At 44.0% G+C, this 14,635-nt stretch carries 11 protein-coding genes; 7 read left to right on the plus strand and 4 right to left on the minus strand.

The features are described 5' to 3' along the window. Window positions 1-136 precede the first annotated feature (136 nt). From J4N40_RS23900 to J4N40_RS23925, 6 genes are all read left to right on the plus strand, one after another. Entirely contained in the window at window positions 137-805 is a 669-nt protein-coding gene (locus tag J4N40_RS23900) for a LuxR C-terminal-related transcriptional regulator (RefSeq protein ID WP_005375166.1), read from the plus strand. Window positions 806-1,033: 228 nt separating this feature from the next. Then, window positions 1,034-1,690 (plus strand): LuxR C-terminal-related transcriptional regulator, encoded by a 657-nt coding sequence (locus J4N40_RS23905; RefSeq protein ID WP_005383910.1) that lies wholly within the window; start codon window positions 1,034-1,036, stop codon window positions 1,688-1,690. A 210-nt stretch (window positions 1,691-1,900) separates the two neighbouring features. After that, window positions 1,901-2,491: a calcium-binding protein gene (locus J4N40_RS23910; protein WP_005375168.1), complete on the plus strand. Its 591-nt coding sequence runs from the start codon at window positions 1,901-1,903 to the stop codon at window positions 2,489-2,491. Between the two features lie 152 nt (window positions 2,492-2,643). Continuing rightward, complete coding sequence (locus J4N40_RS23915; protein ID WP_250654563.1) at window positions 2,644-4,362, plus strand: type I secretion system permease/ATPase; 1,719 nt, start codon at window positions 2,644-2,646, stop codon at window positions 4,360-4,362. After that, on the plus strand, window positions 4,337-5,677 hold the full coding sequence (locus tag J4N40_RS23920; RefSeq protein ID WP_005383906.1) for an HlyD family type I secretion periplasmic adaptor subunit: 1,341 nt from the start codon (window positions 4,337-4,339) through the stop codon (window positions 5,675-5,677). The genes J4N40_RS23915 and J4N40_RS23920 overlap by 26 nt, the downstream gene beginning before the upstream one ends. A gap of 95 nt (window positions 5,678-5,772) precedes the next feature. Then, the gene (locus tag J4N40_RS23925) at window positions 5,773-6,621 is read left to right on the plus strand and encodes a mechanosensitive ion channel family protein (protein ID WP_005375171.1); all 849 of its coding nucleotides are present in this window, start codon (window positions 5,773-5,775) and stop codon (window positions 6,619-6,621) included. Window positions 6,622-6,716: 95 nt separating this feature from the next. Here J4N40_RS23925 and fhuB read toward each other — a convergent pair whose 3' ends face one another. Genes fhuB through J4N40_RS23945 form a run of 4 tightly spaced genes read right to left on the minus strand, consistent with a single transcriptional unit; the run spans window position 6,717 to window position 12,540 of the window. Further along, window positions 6,717-8,684, minus strand: coding sequence for a Fe(3+)-hydroxamate ABC transporter permease FhuB (gene fhuB, locus J4N40_RS23930; protein ID WP_005383903.1), 1,968 nt, complete (start codon window positions 8,682-8,684; stop codon window positions 6,717-6,719). Beyond that, window positions 8,681-9,610, minus strand: a complete 930-nt coding sequence (locus J4N40_RS23935) for an iron-siderophore ABC transporter substrate-binding protein (protein WP_250654564.1) — start codon at window positions 9,608-9,610, stop codon at window positions 8,681-8,683. The genes fhuB and J4N40_RS23935 overlap by 4 nt, the downstream gene beginning before the upstream one ends. Continuing rightward, a complete protein-coding gene (locus J4N40_RS23940; protein ID WP_250654565.1) occupies window positions 9,601-10,386 on the minus strand; it encodes an ABC transporter ATP-binding protein in 786 nt (261 codons plus the stop codon). The genes J4N40_RS23935 and J4N40_RS23940 overlap by 10 nt, the downstream gene beginning before the upstream one ends. 51 nt (window positions 10,387-10,437) lie before the next feature. Then, entirely contained in the window at window positions 10,438-12,540 is a 2,103-nt protein-coding gene (locus J4N40_RS23945) for a TonB-dependent siderophore receptor (RefSeq protein ID WP_250654566.1), read from the minus strand. Window positions 12,541-12,685: 145 nt separating this feature from the next. Here J4N40_RS23945 and J4N40_RS23950 point away from each other — a divergent pair, with 145 nt between their 5' ends. Then, the gene (locus tag J4N40_RS23950; protein WP_042521744.1) at window positions 12,686-14,539 is read left to right on the plus strand and encodes an ABC transporter ATP-binding protein; all 1,854 of its coding nucleotides are present in this window, start codon (window positions 12,686-12,688) and stop codon (window positions 14,537-14,539) included. Window positions 14,540-14,635: the final 96 nt, after the last annotated feature.

Here is a 14,635-nt window from a genome sequence, read left to right on the forward strand (position 1 = left end):
TACTTGCCACTTAAAAATTATTGACACTTCAATGAGTTATTAATTAGTACTAGTGATTTTCATACTTGACAATACTACCGCTCTATCTAAATCTATTGCGTATTTCAATAAAAACGACCAAGGGAATGCGATCAGGATGGAGCAGCAAAAAAAAAGAAACGTTATTTTAATCACGGAGGGAAGTCTACAGTCATCTCTGTTGAAAGATGTATTGGAGACCAAACTCGGTATTAGTGTTGCTCTAATCACGCCAGATAATCTGATTCACGGAGTGTTACATGAGTCTCTTGCATCAGCCATTATTGTTGATTGCAGCGTGATCACGGATGAAATTTTTCGCCGTTATGCGGAGTTTAAAGCGGCCAAGCAGAAAGACACGCTTGAAATCTTAATTAATTGTGAGCAATCCATATCGACAGAAGATCTCTTTGCTTGGCGTACTTTGGCCGGTATTTTCTATACCTCTGATGATATAAAAACGTTGCAAGTTGGTATTGGTAAGGTGCTTCAAGGAGATATGTGGTTCAGCCGTAAGTTTTCTCAGCAGTACATTACTTACCTTCGTCGACATTGCAAACCTATAAATAAGAATGTTTCCGCTATTCTGACCAAACGAGAGCAACAAATAATTACCTTTCTTTCCATGGGGGCGTCCAATCAACAAATCGCCGAACAATTATTTGTCAGCGAGAATACGGTAAAAACGCATTTACATAATATTTTCAAGAAGATTGATGTGAAAAATAGAGTTCAAGCACTTATTTGGGCAAAGGAAAATATTTCAGACAACTCGTTAATGGTGTAATGCTATTGCAATATTAGGTTGCCTAATTTAGTAAACTCTTAATAATTTCTGTGACCTGAATGTGTTAAAAGTGTTTCTTTTATGAGAAACACTTTTTTTGATTCTCTTTTTAATAACTTTAGAATTTAAAAAAGTAGCAAATAACTTTACTCTGTGAACTAGCACTTACATATCAAACTAAGTGCTGACGATTAACTACTAATTTAAGAATGTTAAGTCACTGAAAGTATGAGAAACATTATGGAACAGTATATGGAAAAGCCTGAAATCCTAATGCTCACTCAACAAAGTTTACAGAGTGAAAACTTTAAGGAAATGCTTTCTAAAAATACAGAAACTAAAATAACGATCATTGATACTAAGAACCCTAGCTATCATGAACTAATTCCGGAACGCTACTTTTTGCTTGTTGATTTTTCAGTTGAGATTCCTTCCGAAACTTTAGTTTATTTAAAAGATAGTAATAAAGTGCTAGGAACCATAATGCTTAATCTAGGTTATGACTTAGACACAGAAGAACTCGCTTCTTGGCCTCATGTAAAAGGTATATTTGGTCCAGGAGATTCAATGGACAAGGTTTGTCAGGGATTAAAAGCAATAATAAAAGGGGATAACTGGCTGTCTCGAAGATTACTTGATCAGCTAGTAAATTATTATCGAGGTAGAGAAGCAAATAACATTATCGAACCTGCTATTGAGGTTGAGCTTACTCGGCGTGAAGTTCAGGTTTTAAAAATGTTGAAAGAAGGTGGTTCAAATATGGAAATCGCTGATTCTTTATTTATCAGCGAGCATACTATTAAATCACATCTATACAATATTTTTAGAAAGTTAGAAGTAAAGAACCGTACGCAAGCTACAAGTTGGGCTAAGAGAAACCTGTAGTACTAGTATTAACTTGCTGTAATAAAAAGAAAATACTCTATAAAGTACTAAATTTTATATTTATTATTAAAATGTCAGTCTGAAATATCATGCCATATTCAAACTTATTCCTATTCAGTTGACTATTAGACTTCTCATGTCGTGACGAATCTAGTCAGACGTGGAACAGACAGAAGGTCTATTCAATTAATAAGCTAAGAGGGAATAAAAATGAGCGCAAGTGACAATGACACGTATTTAGGCGATGCAGGTGTAAATAACCAATTTGCTGATTTCGATGGCGGCGATGATTTGTTTATCGGTTTTGGTGGTAATGACTCGTTTGTTGGCGGTGGCGGTAATGATTATGTGATCGGCGGCGACGGCGACGATCGCCTAACTGGTGGTGCTGGAGATGACATCCTTAGGGCTGGTACAGGAAACGACTACCTCGGCGGTGGTACCGGTAATGACTTGCTGTTGGGTTTGCTGGGTGACAATAAATTAAATGGTGGTGTCGGTGAAGATATTCTTGTTGCTGGTTCTGGTGACAACGTTTTAGTTGGCGGCAGCAATGGCGATAAGTTTGTGTTCACGGATAAGTTTGGTGGCCATGGCGAAGCCAAAGTTGTTGATTTCACCATTGGTGAAGACTCTTTGCACATCATTAGCGACTCTGTCACTGACTTTGGTGATTTAAGCTTTAGCTACGATGCAGTTGGGAATGCAGTGTTTACCGATGGGGCTGATCTAACAGTGAAACTTATTGGCGTGACTGAAACTGACATCAACACCTATGGTGCAGATCTGTTCGTAATCTAAACGACTGAAAATAACTCTGGATGGGAATTAGTTTGCGTGGCTCTGCCATGCTGAGGTGCACTAATCGGACACTCTAGAGCGATTTGAGGTTACCTTAAGCTAGGCGCTAGTATTTCTGGCGCCTACAATTTTCACGTTAAACGGAAGTAGTCGTGCAAAAAACGGTTTTCAAAGAAGTGAAACAAAAACTATGCACGCTTGCGGGCTTGCTGATCGTTTTTAGCCTTTTTATCAACTTATTGGTTCTCTCGATTCCGCTGTACATGCTTCAAGTGTACAACCGAGTGATATCCTCCTACTCAACCGATACTTTATTCTTGCTCACTGTCATCGTAATTGTCGCGCTGTTAACCATGTCCATCATCGACATTGCACGAGCACAAATGAGTAAATCTTTTGGTTATTGGATGGACACAAAACTCTCCGCTTTCATGCTCAAGCGCACGATTCAATATCAATCACATACTGGGAAGAGTTATACCTCGCAAACTTTGAGAGACATTCAGAACATCAAAAGCTTTTTGAGCAGTCAAGCACCTTATCCACTGTTGGATGCGCCCTGGACACCGCTGTTTATTTTATTTGTGTATTTATTGCACCCGATACTAGGTCACATCGCGTTACTTGGATCTATCGTATTGTTTAGCCTAGGTCTACTTAATGAGCTAATGACGCGTAAAACAATGCAAGAGAGCGAAGTCAGAGCGATTTCTCATATCAACAACGCAGAATTAGCCACGCAAAACTCCAATTCAATTCTCGCAATGGGGATGATGAATGCATTTTTAGAGAAGTGGCAGTCGCGCGTGAGTGAAGTGAATGTGCTTGAAGAGCGAGTTGCAGGTAAGTCTATCTACATGGCTAACTTTTCTAAGTTTGTGCGTGGATCACTACAGATTTTTTTGCTGGGAGGTGGTGCATGGTTAGTAATCCAACATGAGATAACGGCAGGGGCGATGATCGCGAGCTCCATATTAATGAGTCGGGCATTATCGCCGATGGAGCAGGCGATAGGCACGTGGCGAAGTGCGATGTCTGCTAAAGGCGCCTATAAAAGGTTGAAAGAAATCGATGCGATCGTGCGCCAAGATGAATCAGATATGCCACTACCTAAACCAAAAGGACACTATGAGCTTACCGGACTGGCCTATCGCCATCCTGGAGCAACCGAACCAGTGCTCTCATCGCTCAGCTTATCGATTCCTCCGGGTGTTGCTGTTGGGGTGATTGGCCCTTCTGGTACGGGTAAATCGACGTTTGCTCGGCTGTTATTAGGTACGGTTAAGCCATTAGCGGGTAAAGTGACTCTTGATGGAATGGAAGTCTCCGTATGGGCATCTGAAGATCGCGGCGTGCATTTTGGGTATCTCGCTCAAGAGGTGGAGTTATTTCCTGGCACAATTCGAGAGAACATCGCGCGCTTTAAAGAAGAAGACCCCGCTAAAGTCATCAAGGCGGCTCAACTAGCAGGATGTCATGAATTAATACTCAAGAAAAACAAAGGCTATGATTGCATTATTGGTGAAAATGGCCGTGGTTTATCTGGGGGGGAAAGGCAGAGAATCGCTCTTGCAAGAGCCGTTTATGGCGACCCACCTATTGTGATTTTCGATGAAGCGAATGCCAACCTCGATGGTGAGGGAGAGGCTGCGTATCAACGTTTGATTGCCCATTTAAAAGCACAGAGTACAACGATTATCGTCATTGCCCACAATCCGAGTACGTTACGACAAATGGATAGGCTGTTGTATTTGGCTGACGGCCGAGTCAAGTTATACGGCGCTAAAGATGAAGTATTAAAACGTTTGATGGGCGAAGAAAGAACAGATATCCCAAGGGTAAGAAATGAGCAATCAACTGCCAACCGTTAATCAGAGTTCTACCGAGATCGTATATCGTTTTAGCCCCAAAGCGAGACTAAGCTTTCGAAAACCAATTTTACTTGGTGTGGTGACCTTAAGTGTTTTTCTTGGAGGTCTTGGCTACTGGGCTGCAACAGCCAAATTAGAAAGTGCAGCGATTGCTTATGGTGATTTGTCAGTTCTCACTAAGCGACAAGAAATTCAGCATTTAGAAGGCGGTATTATTGAAAAGCTATATGTACAGGAGGGGGATTTAGTCGAAAAAGGTCAGTTATTAATTCAACTTTCTAAGCGTCAAGCTATGGCTAAGTTGGACTCGTTAAGTGGTCGTTTTATCCATACTCTAGCAAAGGAAAACCGTTTAAGTGCGGAGCTTGACGAGCTTCCAACGATTGTATGGTCTGATGATCTTGAAAGCATTCCCCGTGTCGATATCGTACAAGAAGCACAACTGGTTCAAAACAAGATCTTTGAAGCGAGAAAGCGATTCTTTGATAGTAAACTGAGTATCATTGAGCAGAGTATTTCTGGAGCAAATTTAGAGCTTGAAAACCTTCAGCAAACCAAAGTGATTGAGACGGAACGACTCAACTTTATTGCTGAAGAAATAGACAGCAACCAAGCCTTGGTGCAAAAAGGTTTCTCGGGAAAATCTACTTTACTTCAACTCAAGCGCTTAGCAGCGGAGGTGAGAAGTACCTTAAGCCAGTTAGACAGGCAATCGCTCACCGTTAGAAAAAGGTTAGATGAGAACCTAGCGCAAATTGAAGAGTTGAAGCTTGAAAGGCTGAATGAGATTGTCGAGGAACTACGAAATACCAAAACGGAAATTGTCGCAATTCGGGAAGAATATCGCTCCGCTCAAGATATTGTCGCAAGAACAACGATCAACGCACCTATTTCTGGTCGCGTAGTCAACATGCAAGTGTTTACCGAAAAAGGTGTGATTGGCTCGGGTGAAACGTTACTAGAGCTGGTCCCGCAAGACGATAAGTTGTTAGTCGAGGCTCGTGTTAATCCTCAGGATATTGATTTAGTGAATCCAGGCCAGCAAGCGCATGTTCGTCTGACCGCTCTGAATGCACGGACGTTGGCACCTTTAGACGGTACAGTGCTGACGATTTCTGCCGATAAGCTCTCGCAAGAAAACCAAGAAGATTTTTATCTCGCTAGAATTGCAATTTCACCGGAAGATGTGACAAAACATCGTTTAACCTCAGGTATGAATGCCGAAGTGCTTATTTTATCTGAGCCACGAACGCCATTGAGCTACCTAATAAAGCCAATTACAGAAAGCATGAATCGCGCCTTCAGAGAGGAGTAATTTCAAAAAGACTTGAGTGAGCACGGACAACAGACAAAATAATTTGTTATCGTTAGCTGTTACTGGGCCGTATTTTTATTCGAGGGAGCCGTGGAATGGAGAAAGTGCAGTTAGTTGTCGATTTTCTTCTCACTCATAAATTGATTTTTACCGCACTGATCTTTGCGATTATGTGGTTAATTCGTCGTGCAATTTTATCGATGATTCGTGGTGATCACGCTTTTCTCTCAGAAGATCAGCGTAGTTGGATGTCCAGAACTAAAAATGGCACCTTTGCTGTTACATTACTGATTTTATTTATTTTATGGCAATCAGAAATTAACGAGTTTGCTCTGAGTGTAACGGCGATTGCCGTTGCCATTGTAGTGGCATCCAAAGAAATCATTTTGTGTTTTACGGGTTCGATTCAAAGAGCAAGTTCACGTTCTTTTCGCGTTGGGGACTGGATTGAGGTCGGGAAGTTATGCGGTGAAGTGATTGAGCACAATATGATGGCGACGGTGATTCAAGAGATCGACCTGCATCATGGGCAATATCATTACACCGGCAAAACAGCGACATTGCCTAATAGTATGTTCTTTACCTATCCAGTAAAGAACCTCAACTTCATGAAGCGGTACGTTTACCACAACTTTTCTGTAGTGGTGAAAGACTTCGTCAATTTGTATCCACTGCTACCGATTTTAACTGATAAAATTGAAGAACATTGCAGTTACTTTGCTGATGTTGCACATCGTTACAATGCGATGATTGAAAAACATGCCGGTGTTGACCTTCCTGGTTCTGAGCCACATATGCATATTTCTAGTAACATTAATGGTGAACAAATTCTGCACGTGATGATTTTCTGCCCAACCGATAAAGCGAACCACTTAGAGCACTTAATTCGTAAGGACTTTATGGAACTTTATGAGCAACGTTTTCCTGTAGTGCGAGAAGAATAGAGCATCGTACTTCGCCTTTAATTTCAAACCCCGCTATCAAAATAGCGGGGTTTGTTTTTCTTAGCGTATTTTTAGGCTGTAACAATATTCCCAACTTAGCTGAATTTACTCTTCAGCATTAAAAATAGGAAGTAAGTGCTGCCTATAATAGCGACCAACGTGCCAGCTGCGACCTGACTTGGATAAATAGCGATTTGTCCTAGCCAATCTGCCCACAACATTAGGGTTGCGCCAATTAAGGCACCGACACACAGTTGCTCTTTCACTTTTCTTGCTCCTAACATCATCGCCATATGGGGAGCGACCAAGCCAACAAAAGATATTGGACCAACTGTAGCGGTAGAAAAGGCGCATAACAAAGCAACGATGGTGAGCATAAGCGTATTGGCTACGGTAGGGTTAAGCCCTCGTGCATTTGAGAATTGTCGCCCGATGGAAATTAGTGTTAGCCAACGAGAAATCGAGAATACAGCGGCAAGCAGAACTATTATGGCCAAACATAGCATCAGTGCGGTGTCGGCTGTGACTCGATAAATAGAACCAGTTAGCCACAATAAAATTTTGTAACTGTCACCTGAGCCTTGAGCTAGCGAAAATTGAACGAGGGCTTCTAATAGTGCCGTTAGTGCGATGCCGGACAACACGAAGTTAGATGGATTAAAATGGCTTCGTTTACCGATAACCAGCAATAACATCAATACGGACATACTTCCGAAAAAAGCGATACCCCAGCTAAATGCGGAGAGAAGCGACCCAGCGATGACTCCTGTCGTAATAATGGCAAACGTGGCTCCGGAAGACACACCGAGAATATCGGGACTTGCCAGAGGGTTATAAACAATGCGTTGCAAAATGATTCCGGCAACGGATAGCGCAATACCGACAGAAAGTGCGGTTAACATTCGCGGCCAACGCAATTGCCATTGGAACTCACCTGGCACAGACCATTGAATTCCGTTTATACCATGGGTAACGAATGAGTAAGCTAGAATCCCAACCAGACTGAATAGCGCAATGCTGCATACCGCGCGTTTAGAAAGCGCCGTTTTTCCTTGGCTCATTGAAAGGTTAAGTTGATCGGTTGCCGTCAGCTTTTTACGAGTAAACCAAATTAAAGCGGGAGCGCCAATAGCTGCAGCCGCTACGCCGCTAGGAATGGTTTCCTCTAACCATAAGCTCAGCGAGATAGCGGCAGAGTCTGTGATGATTAGTAGCATTGCGCCCAAAAGCATGCTGCTGATCAATTCGTCGCGAGGTGTTCTTGCCCCCATCGCTCTGGCAATATTGGGTGTCAGTAATCCGATGAAGCTGATAATACCAACTGCGGTGATGGAGGCAGATACCAGCCAAATACCCATCACCATTAACGCACCAAACGCGGGTAATACCGCTAAGCCTCGGGCTGCTGCGCCTTCTTGTCCTAGTTTCATTAAGGTCAGAATACGTGGTGCGACGATCAAAATTACGATTGCGATAGCGCAGCGAGGCAATAACCACTCAAACCAATCCCAGCTGTATTGAGAGAGGTCTCCTGCTCCCCACATAAAAATATTCTGTGCGAACTGGGCGTTTAAAATAATAATGGCTGTGGCGATAGAACCGAGCAAGATATTGATCACCATCCCCGAAACGACCAACGGCAAACCTGTCATATTACGCACACCGGCAATTGATACGATCAGGCCAAACGCCACTAAAGCCCCAAACATTGCGGCTAATGCAGAGTAATCGGCGACCCAATCGACGAACCAAATGTTTACCACGACTAATGCAAGCCAAGCACCAGAAGAGGTGCCAAGAGTCAACGGCGAGGTGAGGTTATTCTGCGTTAATTGCTGCATTAAGCTGCCGGTGAGACCAAGCATGGCACCAACAAGCAGGGTCATACTTAACCTAGGAAGTTGCGCTTGCGTAAAGAATACATCACGAAACTCGGTTGCTACCTCTGGTTTTGTTAATAATTGCCATTGTTCGAAAAGTGATAAATTAGTATCAATTTGTAGGCTAAAGACGCTAAGTAACGTAATCAGCGCCAGATAACCAATATAATGTTTCGTTCTCATTGTTCTGGTGCCAACTCTATTAGACTGTCGGTAATCGCTTCAGCGGTGTATTGCAAAGACATGGCACCGCCATACGCCCACACTGCTCTGACTGAATTTACCCGCTGCTTTTTCACAAACGGCATCGCTTGCCAAAGTGGCGACTCTTTCAGTTTTCGTTCTTCTGGGAAAGGTTGTACGTAGAGAACGTAGCTGTTTTGAAGGCCCTGAAGCCGATTGATTCGATCTTGCTTTACTCCCCACGCTCGTGGGTCCTCTTTAATTGGAGCCTGTAATCCCAGTTTTCTAACCACGTAGTCAGTGGTGGAGTTTTCGGTTGCAAGTAATACAGTATTCGGAGTTGAAAATCGCATCACAAGAACGCTGAGTGGAGCAGAGTAATAGTGGCGAATTCGCTGGCGCATCTGCGCAAATGAAGCATCTAATTCTGCCAGTTTCTGTTCAGCAAGTGCCTCTTTATTGAATAGCTTGCTGAGCGTACGAAAGTGACGAATGGCCGTTTCAGCTGCGGCCTCATTTTCAGAAAAATTAGGTAAATAGATTACCGGAGCAATTTGTTTGAGTAACGGAATCAAGTCTTGCTGTGGAGACGCAGCAAGGATGACATCTGGTTTCAAACTGGCTATTTTTTCTAAGTTGGGTTCTGCTCGGGTTCCAATATCTTCAATTGACTCTGGTGCAGTTGGATTGACGACCCATTGGCGGTAGCCTGGTAAATTTGGGGCTGCGATTGGTTCTACGTTTAGCGCCAAAACTTGTTCTAAGATGTCCCAGTTTAAGGCTACAACGCGTTGAGGCGCTTGCTCAAAACTATGCTCGCCATATTCATCGGTAACGGTGATGACTGCATGTGCATTGGTCATAAAAAATGCGAGGAGAAAAGCAGATTGTGTAACCACAGTAAGTAAACGAGCTATTATGCGCATACAACAGCCACCTTTTGGCTCGCTAATGTGTTAGCCGGGCTTGGGTGTTCAATCAGCTTAATTGGTGACTCATATAGTTTAGAAAGGCGTGCCTCGTCTAACAACATGTCGGCGTTGCCTTCAAAGGCAATCTTACCTTTTTTGAGCGCAACAATGTGGGTGGCGTAGCGCAGTGCTAAGTTCAGATCGTGCAGGATCACGATAATGCCTACATTCTCGGTTCGATTCAGTTCTGACAGCAGCGCCATTAGTTGAAACTGATGGTGAACATCGAGCGCCGAGGTTGGCTCATCGAGAATTAAAATTGGCGATTGTTGAGCCAGTAGCATAGACACCCAAGCGCGTTGGCGCTCTCCGCCCGATAAGTCATCCGCCAAAGCTTGAGCAAAAGGTGTAACTCCTGTTCGTTCCATAACCTGCGTGATGATCTGTTTGTCTTCAGCTTTCCAACGACCAAGTGCCCCACGCCACGGAAAGCGACCTAAGCGCACTAGCTCTTCTACCGTTAAACCAGCCGAAGAGGGCAGCTTTTGTGGCAAATAGGCGATCTGTTTTGCCAACTCTTTGGTTTTGAGTGATGAAAGGGAAGTATCGTTTAGTGTTACCGTGCCTTTATCTGGTGGCATTTGACCAGAAAGCAGGTTCACCAGTGTCGACTTACCTGAACCGTTATGGCCTAAAACGACCGTTAGCTCATTTGTTGGGATGTTAAGTTGTTCGATGCCGAGGATCTGACGTCCACCTCGCACGATCTCAATATTAGACAGTTGAAACATGGATGGCTCTTAGGAGAAAACTCCCCTCAATAGAGGGGAGTAGAAGTACAATTACCAGCGGTAGTTTGCGTTTAGCATAACAGAGCGAGACTGGCCGTAGTAACACCAGTAATCGCAACCTGAAACAAACTCTTTATCTAGGATGTTGTTCACGTTTAGCTGTGCTTGCCACTGTGAAGTGATGTCGTAAGTGACTGACGCATCCCAAAGAGTGACAGAAGGAACCGTTAGGTTCGAGCTCTTAGGGTTATCTTTTGACTCACCTACGTAGCGCACACCAGTACCGATATTGAGGCCTGGAATCAGGCTGTAGGCGCTGTAGTCTACCCATGCAGACGCTTGATGCTCAGGAATAAGTGCGGCTTGTTTTTTACCTTGGCCAAAGCTCTCATCTGTTTTCGCTTTAGTGTAGGTGTAGCTTGCCATCAGTTTTAGATCGTCGGTTAGCTGCGCCGTGCTTTCTAGCTCAATACCTTGAGATGTCACTTCACCTGTTTGTGTCGCAATCCATGTTGATGGGTTAGTGACCAACGCGTTCTTTTGCGTGATGTCGAACCATGCAAGGTTGATAAAGCCATCCATAAAGTTTGGTTCATACTTCACACCCACTTCTACTTGCTCGCCTTCCAGCGGTTTGTAAAGTTCATTGGTTGCCGCATCAATAGTGCTGATCACTTCAAACGACTGAGAGTAGTTTGCGTAAGGTGACAGACCATTGTTTGCAAGGTACATCACACCCGCACTTAGAGAGAGCTGACCATCATCACGAGATTCACTTTGATCAACGGTAGCGCCTTTGCCAGAGTTTTCTGTTTTCACCCAGTCGTAACGAGCACCGATGTTACCAATCCACTGTTCATGCAGTTTCAATTGGTATTGTGAATAGAGACTTGCTTGAGATTTCTCAATCTCACGTTTCACGTTGTCGGCAGGATCAAGAGGGGTGAAGTTGCCGTAAACTGGGTTCCACGGATTGATGGTGCCAAATGCATAGTTGTCTTGCTCGTCGCCATCGGTTTTGTGGAATTGCAGATCCATACCGATAAGCACTGTGTGCTCTGCGTTGTCTGTCATCCAGTTGCCGACAGCATTGTTATCGAACGTGATGCTCTGGTTTTTTCCGTCACGGAATACGATGCCTTGCGTTAATTCTTCTTTCGCTGGATCGTTGTTTGAGAACGCGTAAGAGCTGCGCAAGTACAACTCATTCGAACCGTAGTTGAGGTTTTGCGAGAGTGACCACGTGTCATTGATGTCGTGCTCTAGTAAGTAACCTAGAGAAAACTGCGTGCGTTCGTATTTATCGTAGTTTGGTTGACCAAGGTTAGTCGAAGGATCGATTTTGCCAAAGTTAGAACCAATCAGAGTACCTGCTGCCGGGAAGAATGGGTTAGTTGGTACACCGTCATCATGAAGGTAAGTTGCCAAAACGGTCAGCATTGTACGGTCAGAAATGTCGAACTCGACACTTGGCGCTAGGTAGAAACGCTCGTTGTTTGTGCCGTCCAGTTCACCATCTTGGCTTGTCATCAAACCAACCAAACGATAGCGCACAGTGCCTGCGTCGTTTGCTTCGTCAGCAATGTCAAAACCTACGGATTGGTGTTGGTTGTTGCCAACTTCGACTTTTACTTCGCCTTGAGGCGTAAACGTTGGTTTTTTCTGAACAGCATTCACGATACCGCCTGGTGCCGATTCACCAAACAGAATAGCCGATGGACCTTTAACGACTTCTACACTTTCTAGGCCGTAAGGTTCGACCAACCATGTGTAGTAACCATCGCGGAATAGGCGGTTGCCGTTTAGGTAAGTCGCTGCATCAAATCCACGAACTTTGAACCAATCAGTGTCGTTGTCTGCGCCATAAGGCTGAGCGGTTACACCAGACGTGTAGCGTAATGCTTCATCTAGCTTTTTCGGTGCACGAACACGAAGTTCATCTTCAGAAATGATAGATACGCTGCGCGGCGTTTCTGCTGCAGGGGTTTCTACTTTAAGTGCTTGCGCGGTGACCGTTATGGTCTCCATGGCAATCACGTCATCTTGTACGACGTCTTCTTGAGCTTGTGCTGTGAATGCAACCACTGCTGTAGGTGCTAAAGCACAAACCAACGCGTTGCGGATAGCGATGGTCAGTGAGTTATTCTTTTGCATAAATCTATTCCCGATAATTATGATTAACGCTAAGCTTAATTGTAATTATTATCATTTGATCTTTTGTTTCGGTATTTTACTGACTTTTGTATCAAAAGATAGTAAAACGTTCGCAAATTCATTCGCGGTACCTAAAGTCATTGTTATGTTCAATTGGTTTGAAAAGCTGACCCAACCCTTTCCCCAGATGGAAACCGAAAAGCCACCGAAGACGCTATTTGGCTTTTGTCGTTTTTACACTCGTGGCTTTGAAGCCCCTTTACTCGTTATGGCTGTGTTCAGTGCGCTTATTGCCATTACTGAGGTGACGCTGTTGCGTTATATGGGCGAGCTCGTCGATATTCTCTCTAATCAAGATCGCGCAACATTCTGGCAAGACCAGGGTGATCGCATGCTAATGATGCTGTTCTTAGTGGCGGTTGTGATGCCAGCTCTCGGTTTTGTCCACTCAATGGTGATGCACCAAACGTTATTGGGTAACTACCCGATGTCTATCCGTTGGTTGATTCACCGTTACTTGCTAAAACAAGCGGTTGGATTTTTCCAGCGTGACTTTGCAGGCCGAGTTGCGACCAAAGTGATGCAAAGTGCGTTAGCGGTACGAGAAACGGTCATGAAGCTGGTGGATGTACTGGTTTATATCAGCGTTTATTTTCTTTCGATGCTCTGGATGATGGGCGAAGCCGATGGTTTGCTAATGTTACCTATTGTGATTTGGATAGGAATGTACGCGGTTATCCAGTTCTACTTTATCCCTAAAATGAAACAAGTAGCGACAGAGCAAGCGGATGCTCGTTCTGTAATGACTGGGCGCATTGTCGATTCTTACACCAACATATCTACCGTAAAGCTATTCGCACACTCGCAACGAGAGTTGGAATACGCAGAAAGCAGCATGAAGCAATTTTTGGTGACGGTTTACCGCCAAATGCGCATGGTGACTTGTTTACTGTTTAGTGTGGATGCCATCAACTATTTGCTGCTGATGTCTATTAGTGCCATTTCGGTTTATCTATGGCTAGATCACGCTGTAACAATTGGTGCTATTGCGATTGCCATCAGTATTGCGTTGCGCGTACAAGGTATGTCGAAGTGGATCATGTGGGAAGTTAGCGCACTGTTTGAAAACATCGGTACAGTAGTAGACGGTATTAATACGATTTCAAACGATGTTGAAGTGAAAGACGTACCAAATGCTAAGCCTTTGCAAATCTCTCAAGGTGAGATCTGCTTTGATCACGTAGGTTTTAACTACAGTGATGAGAAGGCAGTATTTGAGAACTTGAATCTGACTATCAAACCGGGCGAAAAAGTCGGCATTGTCGGTCGCTCTGGGGCAGGTAAATCCACGTTGGTCAACTTGTTGCTGCGCTTTTACGACGTAAATAGCGGTAAGATTTGTATTGATGGACAGGACATTTCTCAAGTTGAACAAGAGTCGCTTCGCCAACACATCGGTATGATCACGCAAGACACCTCTTTGCTACATCGCTCAATTAAAGAGAACATTCTTTACGGTGATCCAGATGCTTCAATGGATGCCGTTATCGCAGCTGCTGAGAAAGCACATGCTCATGATTTCATTCAATCTCTACGAGACGAGCAAGGTAACGTTGGCTATGACGTTGAAGTGGGTGAACGCGGTGTGAAGCTGTCTGGTGGTCAGCGTCAACGTGTGGCGATTGCTCGCGTTCTGCTGAAAAACGCGCCAATTTTGATCATGGATGAAGCAACGTCTGCACTTGATTCAGAAGTAGAATCGGCAATTCAAGAAAACCTTGAAGTTCTGATGGAAGGAAAAACAGTGATTGCGATTGCTCACCGTTTATCAACGATTGCCGCGATGGATCGTTTGATTGTAATGGATGACGGCAAAATCATTGAGCAAGGCTCGCATTACGAGCTGCTGCAATTGGGTGGTGTTTACGCTCAGTTGTGGAAGCATCAAACCGGCGGATTTTTGTCTGAGCAAGGTGATGCTCAGCTGCAAGTCATCTAATATGACGCTACACGAAAGAGGAGCAAATGCTCCTCTTTTTTGTGTCTGTCGTTTATACCGAGTAAGTAGGCGTTAATGGGCAACGTTAACTTGTGA

Origin of the sequence: Vibrio sp. SCSIO 43097 (assembly GCF_023650755.1) — a bacterium.
Taxonomy (GTDB): Bacteria; Pseudomonadota; Gammaproteobacteria; order Enterobacterales; family Vibrionaceae; genus Vibrio; species Vibrio alginolyticus.